Annotated in this window: 16 protein-coding genes; 9 read left to right on the top strand and 7 right to left on the bottom strand. The window is 55.2% G+C overall.

Features of this window, described 5'->3' with window-relative positions; all coding sequences use genetic code 11:
* Positions 1 to 38 precede the first annotated feature (38 nt).
* Complete coding sequence (locus IKP20_05790; protein MBR4504465.1) at positions 39 to 266, top strand: hypothetical protein; 228 nt, start codon at positions 39 to 41, stop codon at positions 264 to 266.
* A gap of 173 nt (positions 267 to 439) precedes the next feature.
* Here IKP20_05790 and IKP20_05785 read toward each other — a convergent pair whose 3' ends face one another.
* The gene (locus tag IKP20_05785) at positions 440 to 1,873 is read right to left on the bottom strand and encodes a hypothetical protein (GenBank protein MBR4504464.1); all 1,434 of its coding nucleotides are present in this window, start codon (positions 1,871 to 1,873) and stop codon (positions 440 to 442) included.
* A gap of 271 nt (positions 1,874 to 2,144) precedes the next feature.
* Between IKP20_05785 and IKP20_05780 the strand changes: the two genes are divergently transcribed.
* From IKP20_05780 to IKP20_05765, 4 genes are all read left to right on the top strand, one after another.
* Positions 2,145 to 3,209: an AAA family ATPase gene (locus IKP20_05780; protein ID MBR4504463.1), complete on the top strand. Its 1,065-nt coding sequence runs from the start codon at positions 2,145 to 2,147 to the stop codon at positions 3,207 to 3,209.
* Complete coding sequence (locus IKP20_05775; protein ID MBR4504462.1) at positions 3,113 to 3,514, top strand: DUF4143 domain-containing protein; 402 nt, start codon at positions 3,113 to 3,115, stop codon at positions 3,512 to 3,514. Before IKP20_05780 ends, IKP20_05775 begins: the two co-directional genes overlap by 97 nt.
* Positions 3,515 to 4,018: 504 nt before the next feature.
* Complete coding sequence (locus tag IKP20_05770; GenBank protein ID MBR4504461.1) at positions 4,019 to 4,813, top strand: hypothetical protein; 795 nt, start codon at positions 4,019 to 4,021, stop codon at positions 4,811 to 4,813.
* 56 nt (positions 4,814 to 4,869) lie between these two features.
* Entirely contained in the window at positions 4,870 to 6,162 is a 1,293-nt protein-coding gene (locus tag IKP20_05765; protein ID MBR4504460.1) for an orotidine 5'-phosphate decarboxylase, read from the top strand.
* Positions 6,163 to 6,218: 56 nt separating this feature from the next.
* On the opposite strand, the gene IKP20_05760 is transcribed toward IKP20_05765, so the two are convergent.
* The 3 genes from IKP20_05760 to IKP20_05750 form a co-directional block, all read right to left on the bottom strand.
* Positions 6,219 to 7,115 (bottom strand): M48 family metalloprotease, encoded by an 897-nt coding sequence (locus tag IKP20_05760; protein ID MBR4504459.1) that lies wholly within the window; start codon positions 7,113 to 7,115, stop codon positions 6,219 to 6,221.
* Between the two features lie 43 nt (positions 7,116 to 7,158).
* Positions 7,159 to 7,746, bottom strand: coding sequence for a hypothetical protein (locus IKP20_05755; protein ID MBR4504458.1), 588 nt, complete (start codon positions 7,744 to 7,746; stop codon positions 7,159 to 7,161).
* A 176-nt stretch (positions 7,747 to 7,922) separates the two neighbouring features.
* Entirely contained in the window at positions 7,923 to 8,759 is an 837-nt protein-coding gene (locus tag IKP20_05750) for a TatD family hydrolase (protein ID MBR4504457.1), read from the bottom strand.
* A 54-nt stretch (positions 8,760 to 8,813) separates the two neighbouring features.
* Here IKP20_05750 and priS point away from each other — a divergent pair, with 54 nt between their 5' ends.
* The gene (gene priS, locus IKP20_05745) at positions 8,814 to 10,043 is read left to right on the top strand and encodes a DNA primase catalytic subunit PriS (protein MBR4504456.1); all 1,230 of its coding nucleotides are present in this window, start codon (positions 8,814 to 8,816) and stop codon (positions 10,041 to 10,043) included.
* A gap of 4 nt (positions 10,044 to 10,047) precedes the next feature.
* Here priS and IKP20_05740 read toward each other — a convergent pair whose 3' ends face one another.
* Complete coding sequence (locus tag IKP20_05740) at positions 10,048 to 11,067, bottom strand: bifunctional phosphoglucose/phosphomannose isomerase (GenBank protein MBR4504455.1); 1,020 nt, start codon at positions 11,065 to 11,067, stop codon at positions 10,048 to 10,050.
* 260 nt (positions 11,068 to 11,327) lie between these two features.
* On the opposite strand from IKP20_05740, the gene IKP20_05735 reads away from it, so the two are divergent.
* The 3 genes from IKP20_05735 to ftsY are packed head-to-tail and all read left to right on the top strand — an operon-like array spanning position 11,328 to position 13,365.
* Entirely contained in the window at positions 11,328 to 11,555 is a 228-nt protein-coding gene (locus IKP20_05735) for a 50S ribosomal protein L18a (protein ID MBR4504454.1), read from the top strand.
* Positions 11,552 to 11,986: a prefoldin subunit alpha gene (pfdA, locus tag IKP20_05730; GenBank protein MBR4504453.1), complete on the top strand. Its 435-nt coding sequence runs from the start codon at positions 11,552 to 11,554 to the stop codon at positions 11,984 to 11,986. The genes IKP20_05735 and pfdA overlap by 4 nt, the downstream gene beginning before the upstream one ends.
* 38 nt (positions 11,987 to 12,024) lie before the next feature.
* On the top strand, positions 12,025 to 13,365 hold the full coding sequence (gene ftsY / locus IKP20_05725) for a signal recognition particle-docking protein FtsY (GenBank protein MBR4504452.1): 1,341 nt from the start codon (positions 12,025 to 12,027) through the stop codon (positions 13,363 to 13,365).
* Positions 13,366 to 13,409: 44 nt separating this feature from the next.
* On the opposite strand, the gene IKP20_05720 is transcribed toward ftsY, so the two are convergent.
* Together IKP20_05720 and IKP20_05715 are read right to left on the bottom strand one after the other, a co-directional pair.
* Positions 13,410 to 14,660, bottom strand: coding sequence for a M20 family metallo-hydrolase (locus tag IKP20_05720; GenBank protein MBR4504451.1), 1,251 nt, complete (start codon positions 14,658 to 14,660; stop codon positions 13,410 to 13,412).
* A 77-nt stretch (positions 14,661 to 14,737) separates the two neighbouring features.
* Complete coding sequence (locus IKP20_05715; protein MBR4504450.1) at positions 14,738 to 15,916, bottom strand: acetyl-CoA C-acetyltransferase; 1,179 nt, start codon at positions 15,914 to 15,916, stop codon at positions 14,738 to 14,740.
* Positions 15,917 to 15,934: the final 18 nt, after the last annotated feature.

The raw sequence follows: 15,934 nt of genomic DNA, 5'->3' as shown, positions 1-15,934 counted from the left end.
GCAGATTCAAGGATGACCGCGGTATTCCAGCGAGGCGCTTGCGGCGCCTCGTCGAGGAGAAGCTGGGGAAGAAGATAGCACACAGGGTGTCCGGTTATACCCTGAGGTGGCTAGTCGAGGTTTTCTTCTCGGTCATCAAGCGCCTCTACGGCGACCGCGTGTCCTCGAAGAAGTTCTGCCGCATGGTGCTCATAATGCGCGTGAGGTACGCTCTTTATGCCATTCACAGGAGACTGATTCTGAAGCACATAACCTCGGGGGTCTGATGGACGTTTGTCTAACGGTTGTTTCCGTGTCGATGCTTTAATGAGGGTTGTTACACACAGTCTTGGCCCGTCGCAAGCCTTATGTGCCCGCCACGCCATCGCCGAGTTGCCACGGTGATGATCGTTTTTTTCGTGCTGATCGTGATGATAGACGGGCGAGCTGAGTGGCATGATCATTCGCTGGGCTTCATCAAGCCTTTCTTGTACGCCTTCGGTACCAATTCTCTGGGGACCCCCACTCCGACGGAAGCGTACAGGACATCGACATCCTCTCCGGAAGGTTCCACCCATATCCTCTCTGCCGTGGAAGACATCAGCGATTGCGCGATTCCCATGGCTTCGGCGAGCTCATACCCAGCCTCGGACATGCGGGACGAAACTGCCTTGCGCACGATCGATGCGGCAATCTGGCACATGATCTCCCCGCACACTTCCCTGGGTTCCGCGCTGTAACCCATCCCCTCGTGTCTGAATGGGGCTTCCGCCCTCAGGCCGTTCATGTACGCTTCGGCTACGACCTCGGGGCTTCCGCCTTTGTTGGACACCAGCACCGTGAATTCTGGGGAGGGAATACCATAGCCGCCGGTCTCGGAGCATATGTAAGCGGAGGCTTTCCTGCCGAACAGCTCGACCTTCTTCTTGACTGCAAAAAACTCCCTTCCGCCGATCTCGAATATGCATTCCTTGTCTTCGACATGCTTCAGCGCTTTCTGGCAGAGATCCTTGTATGGATATCCCTTCTTAGCGGGCATCTTCACGATGAACGTCATAGCAGATTCCGGCCCGAATCTCTTGAAGAGCTTCTCGGACATGTATTCCTCTCCGAGAACGGCCACGCCCAAAGATGGTGCACCGTCGGCCCAGCCCGCCGGGTCCAATATGGCTTCGCATCCCACAGGCCCTCCCATTGGCCCGTCGAATTCGATCATGACGTTCGGGCCGCCGTAGGCGGATGCGTCTACGAAGAATGGCACCTTCCCGAAGCGGAATTCGTCCCCGAATTTGGAGCGGACGCCTTCGGAACCCGCTTTCGAAAGGAATTTGCCCCCGAAATCTGTGCCCGAGAAAAGGTCTGAAAGAAAAGATCTGCCCAGGAACGATTTCGGGGACATTCCCGAGCATCCTGCGGCTTCCATAACCGAACGGACGAGAACCCCCTCATAGACATGATCGTCTGGGAACGCTTTCCTCAGATGGAAGAGCAGCCCTGACATCCTCATGGATTCGAGAGCGAGATAAGCGTCGCCGAATATCTTGTGTACGGCATCCTGCGGCGGAGGGCTTTGGATTGCGACGCTTTTGGAAGGAGGATCGCAAATGAGCTGCTTCTCAGCGCTGACCGCCGGCTCATCCCGGTCGAACTCTTTGGGGTCGAAGAAATCGTCTTTGTCCGCGTCATAACCGATGAGCCCGCGCGTAGGAGACATGAAAACCCCTCTCCTCTTGGATGCCGCCAAGCTCACGATCTTCCCCAGCTTCTCTCTTTGGACCTGCTTGGAATGGTATCTGCTGCTCTTATCGTAAATCACGTCGATTATTGCCGCGCTCCCGGAGCGGACAGAACCGTCATCATTCCTGACGAGCTTCTGAACTTTTATGAATGCCATGGTTGGGAATGGGCCCGCTGCATAATACAATTTGCCCCTATAGTATGACTTTGGAGGACACTATAGTATTAAACTGAGGACCGGCAACTTTCAGACTTTTTCCACTATAGTCTACCTCACATATCAATCGTGTCTCGGAAGAAAAGGGGCCCTGAGACCGAAATAAACCGGCATGCACCATTCCATCCGTTTTTAGCCCCCCAAAAAATAGAATTCAGTACGTTTTTAGCCCCCCAAAAAAATTCGTATAATGTTCAATCCATGCAAAAGCATGAGAAGGACAATCGAGGCAAAACTGCTCGGATGGAAAGCATCCGACAGAAGAAAGCCTTTGATAATGCTTGGAATGCGCCAATGCGGCAAAACATACACGCTGAAAGAATTCGGCAGGAAGCATTACGAAGATGAGACCTATTTCGACTTCGAGCGCAACCCTCAGCTCAGCAATATATTCAGAGACCTCGATCCGAACAGAATAATAAAGGAACTCTCGGCAGCCAACGGAAGACGCATCACCGAAAGGACGCTGATAATATTCGACGAGATCCAGCATTGCTACGCTGCGTTATCATCTCTCAAATATTTCTGCCAAGAAATGCCGGGATACCACATAGTCTGCGCAGGATCGCTCCTTAGCCTGGCCTTGGCAAATCGCAGCCCAACAGGAAAGGATGCAGGCGGCATCCAGGACAGAAATACATTCCCCGCGGGCAAAGTGAATTTCATCAGGATGTGGCCCATGGATTTCGGGGAGTTCATTCTGGCAACCGAAGGCGAAGAATTCTTCGGCATGATAGATGGCATCCCGCCGCGCGAAGAGATTCCGGCATGGGCCATGGAACGCCTCGAGTCTTCTTACGGCGACTATCTCATGGTTGGCGGCATGCCTGAATCTGTTCAAACCTGGATTGGCACTAAAGATTTAGTCGAAGTAAGGCGCGTCCAGAACGAAATGATCCGTTCTTTCAGAGAGGATATGGGGAAATACAGCGGATTCAGCTACCAGAAGGTTGTAGCGCTCTGGGATTCCGCCGCATACCAAGCGGTCGAAGCAGGAAACAGATTCTTCCTGAAAAAAGCGGGCGGAACCACAAAAACATTGGCTGACCCTTTGCAATGGTTGCTTGATGCGGGCCTTCTGAAACGCGCGTGGGAAGTCAACGACGATTCCATCCCCAGAATCCGAGGGGCGGAATCTATTACAAGCTGTATCTGCCGGACGTGGGGCTTCTCTCGTGTATGGCGGGCATATCCCCGTTCAACCTCTCATCAGCAGACGGCAGAACCTCGATCATTCGCGGGGCCCTGGCAGAGAACTATGCCCTCAACCAAATGACCTCTGCTTTGGACATGGACGGAGATGCGTTCTTCTGGGCCAACCGCAAGGGGGATGCGGAAGTGGACTTCCAGATCAGACTGGGAAACAAACTCGTCCCCGTAGAAATCAAATCCGGAAAGATTGGCAAGCCTATGTCATTGGAATTTTACTGCGAGAAATATTCCCCCAAAGCGGCGCTTATACTGTCCAAGAGAAATACCAGCATCAATGACGACGGTTTCTCGTTCGTTCCCTTGTTCATGGCATGGAAAATCGATGCGTATCTGAGAGCTCTCGGAATAAGCACAGAGGAGCCCCATTAACTAAGCCTTACATTTTGGGAGATATTTACAAAACACGCGGTTCATGATGTGTGCCTTGCCCGGGAAAAGGTAAGTACAACGATGCGATGGGATTGAATTTTGGAACTCTGATGAATGCGCAGACTTCTGCCTGCCCCAAAGGGCCGTAAGAGGTTTGTCACCTTCATATTAAGGGCAATCTCAGCAACTCGGCGATAAACCGAATCGCTTCGAGGACCAGGGTCAGTTTTGCAGGATGCCTCTGGCCCTTTTATCGTCCAGGATTCTCACCTCCTTTTCGATTGCTCAGGTCGGGGACCGGCGCAAAGGGGAGCCCTATATGCCGGACTCCCTCCTTAGCACTGCCATCTGGGCCTAAATATATCGTGGTTGTGCGATGAATACACAAAACTTCATGTCACGGCAGAAACTAGGCACCCGCAAGCCGCTCGCCCTTGTATGATGAACTAAGCTGGATCAGAATCAATCGCACAGAACAAGTATTCCGATCGATATCCTGTGCTCATGAAGGTAAAGCTCGACGTGCAGCTCGACCCAACCCTCGGCTGCGGTCAAGCCCATAGGTGGAGAAAGAAAGTGGATGGCTCCTGGGAAGGCGTTCTCGGCTGCAATATTGTGACCCTGAAACAAGAAGAAAATGGGTTCTCTGCAGAGGGCTGCTCTGAGAAACGCATACTGGACTACATGAGGGCGGATGACGACGTAGAGTCCATACTTGCCGACATATCCGGGAGAGAGCCGTATGTAGCAGACCTTATAGCTCGCTGCCCAGGGATGCGCATACTCAGGCAGGATCGCTGGGAATGCCTCGCGACATATCTTCTTGCGACCAATGCCAACGTAGCACGCATCGGGAAGATGGTCGAATCGATTTGCACCGAATTCGGAACGGACTTGGGCGGGAGATCCTCATTCCCGACGCCGGAGCAGATCCTCGATGGCAGGGACAGGGTATGCACATGCAGACTCGGGTTCAGGGAGCAGAGGCTCATAGAGCTGGCTGAGCGCGTTGAGAGCGGGAATATAGATCCGGATGCGATGGCCGAACTGGATTACGAGGGATGCTGCGAAGCTCTGGTCGGCATAAACGGCGTCGGTCCCAAGGTCGCCGATTGCGTCGCCCTGTTCGCCTATGGGCATCTGGAGGCTTTCCCGATAGACGCGCGCATCTCCAAGGTCATGGAACTGAAGTATGGCGTCACCGGGAGCTACCGCAAAGTGGCCGATGCGGGAAGGAGCATATTCGGCCCTTACGCCGGATACGCGCAGGAATTCCTTTACCACAGCCAATTCATATGAACGGATCTGGAGCGCCCACGAAAAAATATGAAATAAACGCCGCCCGATTCGCATGCATGCCCTCATTGCAGATTGCTTTGGACCTTATGCAGCTCAGCAGAGCCGTTCCTATCGCGCACGAAGCGGTGGACGGCGGAGCGGACTGGGTAGAAGTTGGCACGCCACTGATCAAGAGCGAAGGCGCGGAAGCCGTTCGCGCTCTGCGCAGGGAATTCCCCGGCAGGAAGCTCATCGCAGACACCAAAACCATGGATGTCGGGGCGTTCGAGGTTGAGATAATGGCCAAATCCGGGGCAGACGTCGTCACTGTTCTGGGATTGGCGGACGATTCAACTATCGACGAAGCCGTCAAAGCGGGCAGAAAATACGGCGCGGAGATAATGGTGGACATGATAAACGTCCCCGACAAAGTCTCCCGCGCGAAGGAAGTGGAGAAACTTGGGGTGGCCTACATCTGCCTCCACATGGGGATAGACACCCAGATGAAAGGCGAGGAGCCGCCGATAGACATCTTAAAGAAGATCGTGGAAGAAGTTTCCATACCCGTGGCCGTCGCAGGAGGGATAACCGCGGAGAACGCCGGGCTCTACGCGGAAGCCGGCGCCGCCGACATCATCGTCGGAGGAGCGATCATAAAGACCGAAAACATAAAGGCGGCCGCGGAGAACGTCAAAAAGGCTATCGCAGGCGCAAAGATCAGGACGGACCTCGCCAAAAAATATTCTGAGGACGATCTGTTCGAAGCGTTCTCCAGGGTGTCCACCTGCAACATCTCGGATGCGTTCCACAAGCAGGGAGTCATGTTCGGGATCCTTCCGCAATCCTTGGGGCACAAGCAGAGGATGGTGGGCCGCGCTCTCACCGTGCAGACGACGAACGGCGACTGGGCAAAGCCGGTGGAAGCCATAGACCGCGTCAAAAAGGGAGACGTCCTGGTGGTCGACGTGGGAGCGGCTCCGGTTGCTGTTTGGGGGGAGCTCGCAACATGCTCCGCCATGGTCATGGGAGCGGCCGGAATCGTCATCGACGGTGCCATAAGAGACATAGACGACATCCGCGACCTGGGATTCCCGGCGTTCTCCCGCACGGTAGCGCCCTGCGCCGGAGAGCCCAAGGGATACGGCGGGATAGGCATAGAAATCACAGTCGGCGGCCAGAGGGTCCGCACCGGAGACTGGATCGTGGGAGACGAATCCGGATTGGTCGTGATCCCCAAGGAATCAGCCGTCGAAGTGGCCAACCGCGCTCTGGACGTCCATGAGAGGGAGAACAGGACTAGAGAAGAAATCAGAAGAGGATCAACCCTGTCCAAAGTCAACGAGCTGGCCAAATGGGAGCCGGTCAGCTGATTTTCCAATGGAAATGAAGGGGTTCCGAACAGACCGTCCGGAATCCCGTTTTCCCGTCAGTACGGGCGGTAAGAGCCGTTGAGCTCCTTGTCGAGCTCGCGGAGCTTCTCTACCCTTGCCTCGGTGGAAGGGTGGGTCCTGAAAAGGTTGGTGAAACCGGTCAGCTTCTTGAGCCCTTTGGGGCTTGAGATCCAGATGCATTCGTACGCATCGCTTGAATACGTGTTGTTCGGGGAGCTGCATCCGGTCTCCAGCTTATTGAGCGCGGAAGCCAGCGCCATCGGCTTTCCGGTGAGCCTCCCGCCGGATTCGTCCGCAAGGAACTCGCGGTTCCTGGATACTCCGAGCTGGACCAACGATGCCGCCAATGGAACCGTGAGGTCTATCAAGATCATGATTATCAGGCTGGCCCCGTTCCTGTTGCCTCCGCTGAACAGGGCGGAATACACTCCCATGCGGGTTACGAACGCCACGAGGGACGCCAGAGTGGAAGCCGCCGACATCACCAGTATGTCACGGTTCTTGACGTGGGACAGCTCATGTGCCATTACGCCTTCCAGCTCCTCATCGGTAAGGAGGTTGAGGATCGGCCTCGTAGCCACCACGGCCGCGTCCTTGGGGCTGCGCCCGGTAGCGAACGCGTTTGGCATGGGCACCTCGGAGATCCCGACCTCGGGCATGGGAAGCCCGGCTTTGTTGGCCAGATTCTTGACTATGCCATACAGCCTCGGCTCCTCCGCTTCGGTGACGAGACGGACTTTGTTTGCAGACAGAGCCATCTTCTTGGAGCCGAAAAGCGAGTAAAGGTTCATCGCTATGGAGATGGCGAGCATCACCCACATACCGGCCCACATGTTCCCAAGGTAATACCCTACCGCAATTCCTATGACGACCAGCAGACCGGTCATCACCGCGAACATCATAGCGGTCCTCAGGTGCCATACCGCTTTCATGACCTCACCTTTTACTTTTTGGTATATAAACTATTGTCGAGATTCATTCGGAATACGTGCATCCGACGTAGAAATCCTTCACTTCTGCGAGACCCAGGACCACCCTCAGATTGGTCATGCCGTCTCTGGACGTGCTGTGGTTGAGGCGGATCTCCTGCACCCCGTGCGACTGGAACGAGGCGGCATAGCTCTCCGCGACGGGCTTCTTCTTCTTTGTGAGATTGACCGAGCCTATGAAAGACCTGACTCTGCCACCGAAACGGGATTCCGCCTCTATCATTGGCGTCTCCGGCCCCTCGGCCCCGAAACCGCTGATCACCGTGAGCCTCTTCGACTCGTCCAAAACCAGATAAGCCTCCTTGTATCCGCTGGAAAGGCTTAGATAAGGCGTCCTAAAAACCCCCGGGATCGGCTCTATCCAACCTTCATCATAATGGAGTGCGGCTTTTTCCCTGCACGCTTCGGGTATGCCGGCGGATTTGGACAGGAATCCGCCCTTCCCGGAATACATCCCGGGCATCGCATAGACATCCACAGGCTTCGTCCTCTCCTTCAGAAGGCCCTCCAGACCGCGGGAATTGTCGGGGTTGTCCTGCGAGATCACCACGGCATCTATGGAATCCGGATCCACAGAGAGATTGATGAGATTGTGCGAGAGATATCTCCCGCGGAGGCCGACGTCGAAAAGAAGCTTTCTGCCTCCGGATTCGATCAGAAAGGACGAGCCTTTCGCGCCGATCAGAGCGGTGTTCTCCTATGAGCCTTCGTCGTAAACGCAAGTTATCCTGAATGACATCTTCTGCCTCCTCAGCGCTTGTAAAGTGAATCTGGGATGTCCCCGCAAATCCTGTGTATGCTCTCCGCAGAGACCTGGCCGTTGGCAAGCCATGCGGAGACTTTCTTAGGCACGGTGTTGACCGACATTATCGCTCCCGGCTTCTCCGGGTCATCGATGTAATCCGTCTCGATCATGAAGCGGTCTGTGCCTTTGGAGATCGCCTCTTTCACGTTCGATTTCGAAGCTGGGATCGAGGGCATAACTCCGTGGGTCTCCTCTTCGGTGACCAACGGCGGAGAGGAATGCTTCACGACCATGCCCCTGTCCAAGCCGGCCTTGTCCGCGAGCTCGGCGAGAGAGCGGTCGGTATCGGCGTCGGATTCGCAGTGGATTATCACTGGGCAGCGGTTTTCCTTCGCGATCTCCATCCCGCGGAGAAGTACCCTGTCTGAAGCCTCTCTTATCTCCGTCGGAACCGGAAAATGCGGCCTCCCGATCTCCCCGATGGCTACCGCTTTCCCCTCGGCCACGTCCCTGCCTGCATCCTCCATGCCTTTGACCATGATCTCCTCGGCTCTCTCCAGCCCGTACCTCTCGGCGAGCGGGATGATGAGTACGGGATAGGGCCCGACCGCGATGTTGATCTCCAGGTCCGTAGCCTCCCTCGCCTTCTCCGCCAACGAATAGGTTATCCCGTAAGATCTGGCGAAATCCTCTCCCTTCGAGATCTGGACCTCCTTGTAAGGGAGCGTCACGAGAGTGAGCCCGGTCCCGCCTGCGGCTTGGTATTCCCTGAGCGCGTCGACATTGCGTCCGGAGGGGCTCATGTGGATGTGGTTGTCATAAACGGGGACCTTCTCGCCCATAGTGAGGAAACTGACGCACACATATTTTAGTTGAATAGTATATCCTTCATACGAATGGACGCGAACGGACGCTTCTTGTACAAAGTCTTCAAGAGATATTACCGCAGCAACGCGGCGATTCTCCCGGACAGATTCACGAGAAGGGAATTCGGGTTCATGTTCTTCGACAAAACTTACGTCCAGAGGCACCTGTCATTCCGCAGCCCGGAGGAGATGACCGCGTTCATGTCCCGCCAGGTCCCGTCCCACAGCTACTATTCCACGTCATATTACCGCAAGCCGGACGCCCCGACGATGGAGGAGAAGAGCTGGATGGGCGCTGAGCTAATTTTCGATCTGGATGCTGACCACCTGGAAGGCGCCGCGAACATGACGTACTCCGAGATGATGACCCAGATTAGATCAGAGATGATCGGGCTGGTCGACAGCTTCCTGCTGGGGGACTTAGGATTCTCCGAGGACCAGGTCCACATAACGTTCTCCGGCGGAAGAGGATACCACGCGCACGTCAGGGCCCCCGACATAATGGGCCTCGGAACCAACGAAAGAAGGGAGATCGTGGATTACATCACATGCTCGGGTCTGAACATCGACTGGGTGTTCCCGTACCATTCGGTCGCGACCTCATCCATGTCCACATCCTCCGGGACGTACGTCAACGTCGCCAAAGACAGGCTTCTCCCTCCCAAGGAATGCGGGGGATGGCGCAGGAAGATGAGGAAAGCCTTGGAGAAAGTGGTAGACGACTTCCTGACAATGGAGCCCAAAGACATCAAAAAATCCTACCCGAGCATCAAAGGGAGCGGCACGCAGACCATCCAGAAGACGAAGGATGAGCTCGCAAAAAGCGCCAGGATAATGTTCGAGAAGGATTCGATGGCGTTCCTGTCGAAGCCGGCGCAGGACATCCTCATCAGAATCATGAAGGAAGACGTGGCGCACACCCTTTCCGGCGAGGTGGATGAGCCTGTTACCGCCGACATAAAGAGGCTCATACGCCTCCCGGGCTCGATCCACGGCAAAAGCGGGCTGAGAGTCACTCCGCTTACCCGCGACGAGCTGACAGATTTCGACCCGCTGCAAAGCGCCGTGCCTGCAGATTACACCGACGACCCGGTCAAAGTGACGATGAGGAAAAACGTCAGCATGAACATGAAAGGCCAGGATTTCACCTTGGAAGGGGAGACCGAAGTGCCGGAATTCCTCGCGGTGTTCTTGGTCGGAAGGAAGATGGCCGACATCGGGTTCGCGTCGGAAAACGAAGGGAAGGAAAAACTGTTCTGACAGCTCAGCTCGGAAATTTCTCCTTGAGACGGCGCTTGAGCTCGTTTATGGATCTGACGTCGCAAGGATCAACCCCAGATATCGATGCCAGATACAGGGAGTTGTTGTCGCCGAGCATGATCATGTAAATGGATTCCTCCAGGGGAGTCTTCCCTTTCGCGCGTATGCGGACCATGTCCACGCCTCTGCTGGAGACCAATCCGACGGTAGCATCCAGGATTTTAGGGAGATTGTCCTCGTACCCGCCTTCGATGATGATGGGATAGAACAATTTGCGCTGGGGGTCCTCGCACCATCCGACGATCTCGTTGTGGTCGAACTCCGGCAGCGGCCCTGAAAATGCGACGAGCTTGGAATTCTCGTTCAGCTGGTTCTTCCATCTGACGGCTGCGCCCATGAGATCCGGCGTGCCGTAGATCACCGGGAACCTTCCGTTCAGGGACCTGGCGATCTCCCAGGCGATTCCGTCCTCGGATTCGATCTCCTCCTTGTACGCTCTCAGGCGGGGGATCATCTCTTCGATTTGAGCGCGGAAAGCGGGGCCGCCAGCGTCTTCGATGATCCCGCCGGTTATCCCGAGGAACCATCCGACCGCGCTGCGGGGCTGCATGCTGTCGCCTCCGATTCTGGCTATGGGCGATCCGTCCGCTTCCGCCAGACTTCCCAGAATCCCTCCGCGAGTGACCGCGACGACGTTCATGCCGCATGCGCGGGCCATTTTGTACATCTCGACCGTTTCGAAGGTGTTCCCTGAGTAGCTGCATACTATGAGAAGACAATCCTCATCGACCCAATCGGGCAGAGCGAAGGGCTTCAGCGTGACCACGGGGATCCCGGACGCATAATAGGTGGAATCCTTGTACACCCTGCCGGCAATGGATGAGGCGCCCATCCCGAACACGAATATGCGGGAATACCTCTTCTCGATGCCTGTTGGAACCTTTATGGCCGCGGCTATGTCATCGACGAACCCGGAAATCTCCTTCGCCATGCGATTCAGCGATTCGGTCTCGAAAGCTTTCATATGAACCCTGCCTGCCGCGATGCCGCGAAGAAACATCCCACCGACATCCCAAACGCATCTTGGACGTCACAATCTACCACCTTCGATATAAAATGAATTGCGGAGATGCGTGCCTCCCAGCATGGAAACGGGTTTTCAGGTCTGGAAATGGCGGGCGCAAAGGGCTCTGCCGCCGGCAGCTTCCCTTATTATAATAAATATGGAGCCTACCTAAACCTTTATTTATATTATAGGGTTCATGGCAAACCAAGGTAATCAAAATGAAAGCTTTCAGCATATCAGGAAGTTATGAGGATGTCAGATACGTCAGCCAGCCTTTCTGCATCGAAATGGCCGCTGAGGACGAGGCAGCCGTCAGGGAGAAGGTCCTTTCCACCATCGGAAGCAAGCACAAGCTCAAGAGAACGCAGATCTGCATCTCCGAAGTGAAAGAGCTCCCCGCCGATGAAGTCACCAACCACATCGTGAAATACCAGATCGGTGAGTGAACGTGGAAGACGCTGAGCTCCGCCAGGCAATTTCCGTCGCGGAATCGTATAGACAGAGGGTAGAAGCCCTTTCCCGCCAGGTTCAGGTGCTCCGCGTATCCCTCAACGAAGTTTCTCTGGCTTCCGATGCCCTCAAAGCCTTCAAGAGCGCGAAAGACGGCGACGAGATAATGGTCCCGATCGCGGCCAATTCCTTCATCACGGTGAAAGTCACCCCCAACAGGAATGTCATAGTCGATGTGGGATCCGACATATCCGTCGAGAAAGACGTCGATTCCGCCATCGGATACATGGAAGCCAACAGCGCAGAGATATCCGAGGCTCTGAAGAAAACGATGGAAGCCCTCGGAGAATCCCAGGACGCCCTAAACAATCTTACCGCGGCTATCCAAAACGAATACGACGCCAGGAAGCAGCAACAAATCCAGTGATCAAGGGTGCGGTTATGTTCGAGTCCCTCAAAGCGAAGATGAAAAACCTCTTCTCCAAAGCGGAGAAGAAAATAGACAAAGACAAAGTCTACAAAGACGGACCCGAACTCCCCGGCCCTGGACCGGACAAGAAAGACGAGCGTGAGATTGAAGTCCCGAAGACTGAGACCATCGAGACTCCCACGGAGCCTCCGAAGACCGAGGTCCCGGAGACGAAATCAGTTTCTGCGCCGGAGATCGAGAAGCCGGAGGTTCCGACAGAAACCGAGAAACCAGAGCAGCCCAAGCACGGTTGGTTCCACAGGGAAAAGCGCGAAGAGCCCCAGAAGCCGGAGACCATCGAGACTCCCACGGAGCCCCCGAAGACCGAGGTCCCCGAGACGAAATCGGTGTCGGCTCCGGAGATCGAGAAGCCGGAGGTTCCCACAGAAACCGAAGTCCCGAAGAAGCTCTCCAGAAAAGAAGAGCTGAAGCTGAAGAAGCAGCAGGGCAAATCTGGGAAAGGTTCCAAGCTCCTCAGCGACGATTTCCTCGCCAAGAAAATCAAGGAAGACCCTCTCGATGAGATTCTCAACGAGCTGGAGATCATCCTCCTCGAAGCGGATGTCGCTTATCCCGTCGCGGAAAAGATAAAGGATGGCGTCAGGGAGAATCTCGTCGGCAAAAAGTATGACCGCTCCTACTCTTTGGAGCAGGTCGTCGAGCTTTCCGTCAAGGATGCAGTAAGGGACGTCCTCGAGATAAACGAGTTCGATTTCGACGAGTGGCTCGAGGGACGCAAGAAGCCCACCGTGATTATGTTCGTCGGGATAAACGGGACCGGCAAAACCACTGCCATCGCCAAATTGGCCAATCGCGTCCAGAAACAGGGCAAAACCGTTGTCTTGGCCGCATGCGATACCTTCAGGGCAGGGGCCATTGAGCAGCTTGGGATCCACGCGGAAAAGCTGGGATGCAAGATCGTCAAGCAAGACCATGGAGCGGATCCCGCGGCCGTAGCTTTCGATGCAGTGGAGCATGCCAGATCGAGGATGAAAGACATCGTCTTCATAGATACCGCCGGGAGGATGCAGACCAACAGCAACCTCATCGAGGAGATGAAGAAGATCGTCAGGATAGCCAAGCCCGATCTGAAAGTGTTCGTCGGCGATTCCCTCGCCGGAAACGATGCCATCGAACAGGCGAAAGTCTTCGACGATGCGATAGGCATCGACGCCGTAATTCTGACCAAGATAGACACCGACGCAAAAGGAGGCGCCGCGCTTTCGATAGCCCACACGATCGGGAAGCCGATAGCGTTCGTCTGCAACGGCCAGGAATACGACGACATAATCAAATTCAACACTGACTGGATGATAGAGAGGATGTTCGAGGAGTGAATTCTTTCAGGGGGCCATCCCTCTGAAACCTCTTCATCCGATTTTTATTCGTCAGGCTTATTCCCATTCTCCCCTTCCAGACAGAGAGAATGGAACAGCGCGGCGAACACTTTGCAGTCGGTCATGAGATTGCTGATGACCACATGCTCATTGGGCTCGTGGAGAGTCCCGCCGCCGCATTGCCAAACATAAGCATCGAAGTCTGCCAGCCTGAAGAAATTGGCGCATGTGGCCGCTCCGGTTCCCGCCGGCGTCGGTCTGGAGCCTGTTATCATCTCCACCGCGTCGGAAAGGGCTTTGAAACCTATGGAATCTGGCGAAGACACAGAACCGGAAACGTTCCTTTGAAGCTCGGTGACAATTATCCTAACCCCATCTTTCTCGTGTCTCCTGGCCACCTCTCTGCAGACATCCATCACATCATCGATGCTGTAAGTCGGGAGAAGACGCACATCGATGCAGAAACTGTGCGTCCCAGGAATCGTGTTCACATTCTCCACGGTGGCAGAGCTCTTGGTCGGCTCGAAAGTCGAGAATGGAGGGGAGAAAAGCTCGTTCCTCTCGGAGAATCTGCTCTCCAGAGTGTCGATGAGATCCGCCATGAAATATGCCGAAGCACGGAATGCGTTGATGCCCTTATGCGGTGTTGATCCGTGCACCGAGCGCCCGATGACATCGAACTTCACCCACACCAGACTCTTCTCGGAGAGCCATATCTTCGATCCGCCTGGGGAGCCCCAATCCGGGACGACGATGACATCATCATGGGAGAAATATCCGTGGTCTATGAGATAGCCGATGCCCATCAGGCTGGTAGTCTCCTCGTCCGCGACATATGCGAGACCGATTGACATGCCACCCAATTCCTCTCCGAGATATGGGAGCGCCGCGAAAAGGGATGATATCAGCGCCTGACCGTTGTCCTCCGTCCCTCTGCCATATATGCTGCCATCTTTCAGGATCGGTTCGAAGGGAGGATTGTCCCATTTGCTGAAATCCCCTTCAGGAACGACGTCCATGTGCGCGACGATCCACACCGTACCGTCCTTCTTCCCGACCTTTCTGGCGAGAATGTTCGGCCTCATTATCGAAGGATCGAAATTGTCGGGGACGTCTATCCTGACTACCTCATCAAAACCTGCCAATTTAGGCATGAGATAATCCGCTTTCCGCTCCTCGCCTAAGCCTCCACTCTCCGGCGCGACCGCAGGGATCCCAATCATCTCTATCATGGTTTGGACCATATTCCCTTCAGAGGAATCTATCTCCGCGAGGACGCGATCAAGAGGCTTCATGATGGGGATTATGCCCATTCTGGATTATAAAACGAAAAGGTTTGGAAAGGGTCCGGCCAAATAGGCCGGTTGAACCGTCAGCAACGGCGGATTATCATCGTCACTGCGTTTCCGCCACCGAGGCAGAGGGTTCCCAGCCCAACCTCTTTGTTGCGGTTGATGAGCGAATGGAGAAGAGTGGTAAGCACGCGAGCTCCGGAGCATCCTATAGGGTGTCCCAGCGCGACAGCTCCGCCGTTCACATTGAATATCTCGTCCGGAACGTTGAGCTCTTTCTTCACTGCGCATGACGCGGACGCGAAGGCTTCATTGTGCTCGAAGAGATCTATGTCATCGATCGTCATCCCGGCCTTCTTCAGAACGTGCCTGGTGGTCGGGATGGGCGCTTCCATGATGTATTCTGGCTTCACTCCGCGCTCCCCATAAGCTTCGATGGTGGCGAGAGGTTTGATGCCGTGCTCCTCCGCCCATTTCCCCGATGCTACGACGAGAGCGGAAGCCCCATCGCTGAGCTGGGAAGAGTTCCCCGCGGTGACAATGCCGTCCTTCTTGAAGACCGGCTTCAGTTTGCCGAGGGATTCCATGGTAGAATCGGGTCTGATTCCCTCGTCTTCCTCGACCACTATGTCCCCTTTCTTGGAAGGGATGGTGACGGGAACGATCTCATTCTTGAATCTCCCCTCTTTGGTGGCCGCGGCCGCTTTGAGATGGGATTCCATCGAAAGCCTGTCCGCATCCTCCCTGGTCACATTGAACCTCTCAGCGACGATCTCACCGGTGAATCCCATGTGCTGGTTGTTGAAGATATCCCAAAGGCCGTCATGAACCATCGCATCCACCACGGTCTGATCGTTCATCCTGTATCCCCATCTGGCGCCGTTCATGATGTAAGGCGCAGCGGACATGTTCTCCATGCCGCCCACAGCCAGAACGTTGTACTCCCCGGCTTTGATGGCGTCAGAAGCGAGCATGGCAGCTTTCATTCCGGAACCGCAGACTGCGTTCACGGTGAAGGATCCTATCTCCACGGGGAGGCCTGCACCGATTGCGGCTTGCCTGGCAGGATTCTGGCCGAGACCGGCGCTGATGACGTTGCCCATGATGCATTCTTCGATGTCCCCAGGCTGCAGCCCGGCTCTGGAAACGGCTTCCTTGACTGCCAATGCTCCGAGATCGGTTGCTTTGATTCCCGCGAGAGATTTGCCATATTTCCCGATGGGGGTCCTGACTGCGCTGAGTATGACTGCTTGATCCATAGAATATCCCTTGGGATT

Source organism: Candidatus Methanomethylophilaceae archaeon (assembly GCA_017524805.1).
Taxonomy (GTDB): domain Archaea; phylum Thermoplasmatota; class Thermoplasmata; order Methanomassiliicoccales; family Methanomethylophilaceae; genus Methanoprimaticola.
Note: the sequence above shows the minus strand (reverse complement) of the source record. Positions and strands in the feature narration are given on the sequence as shown.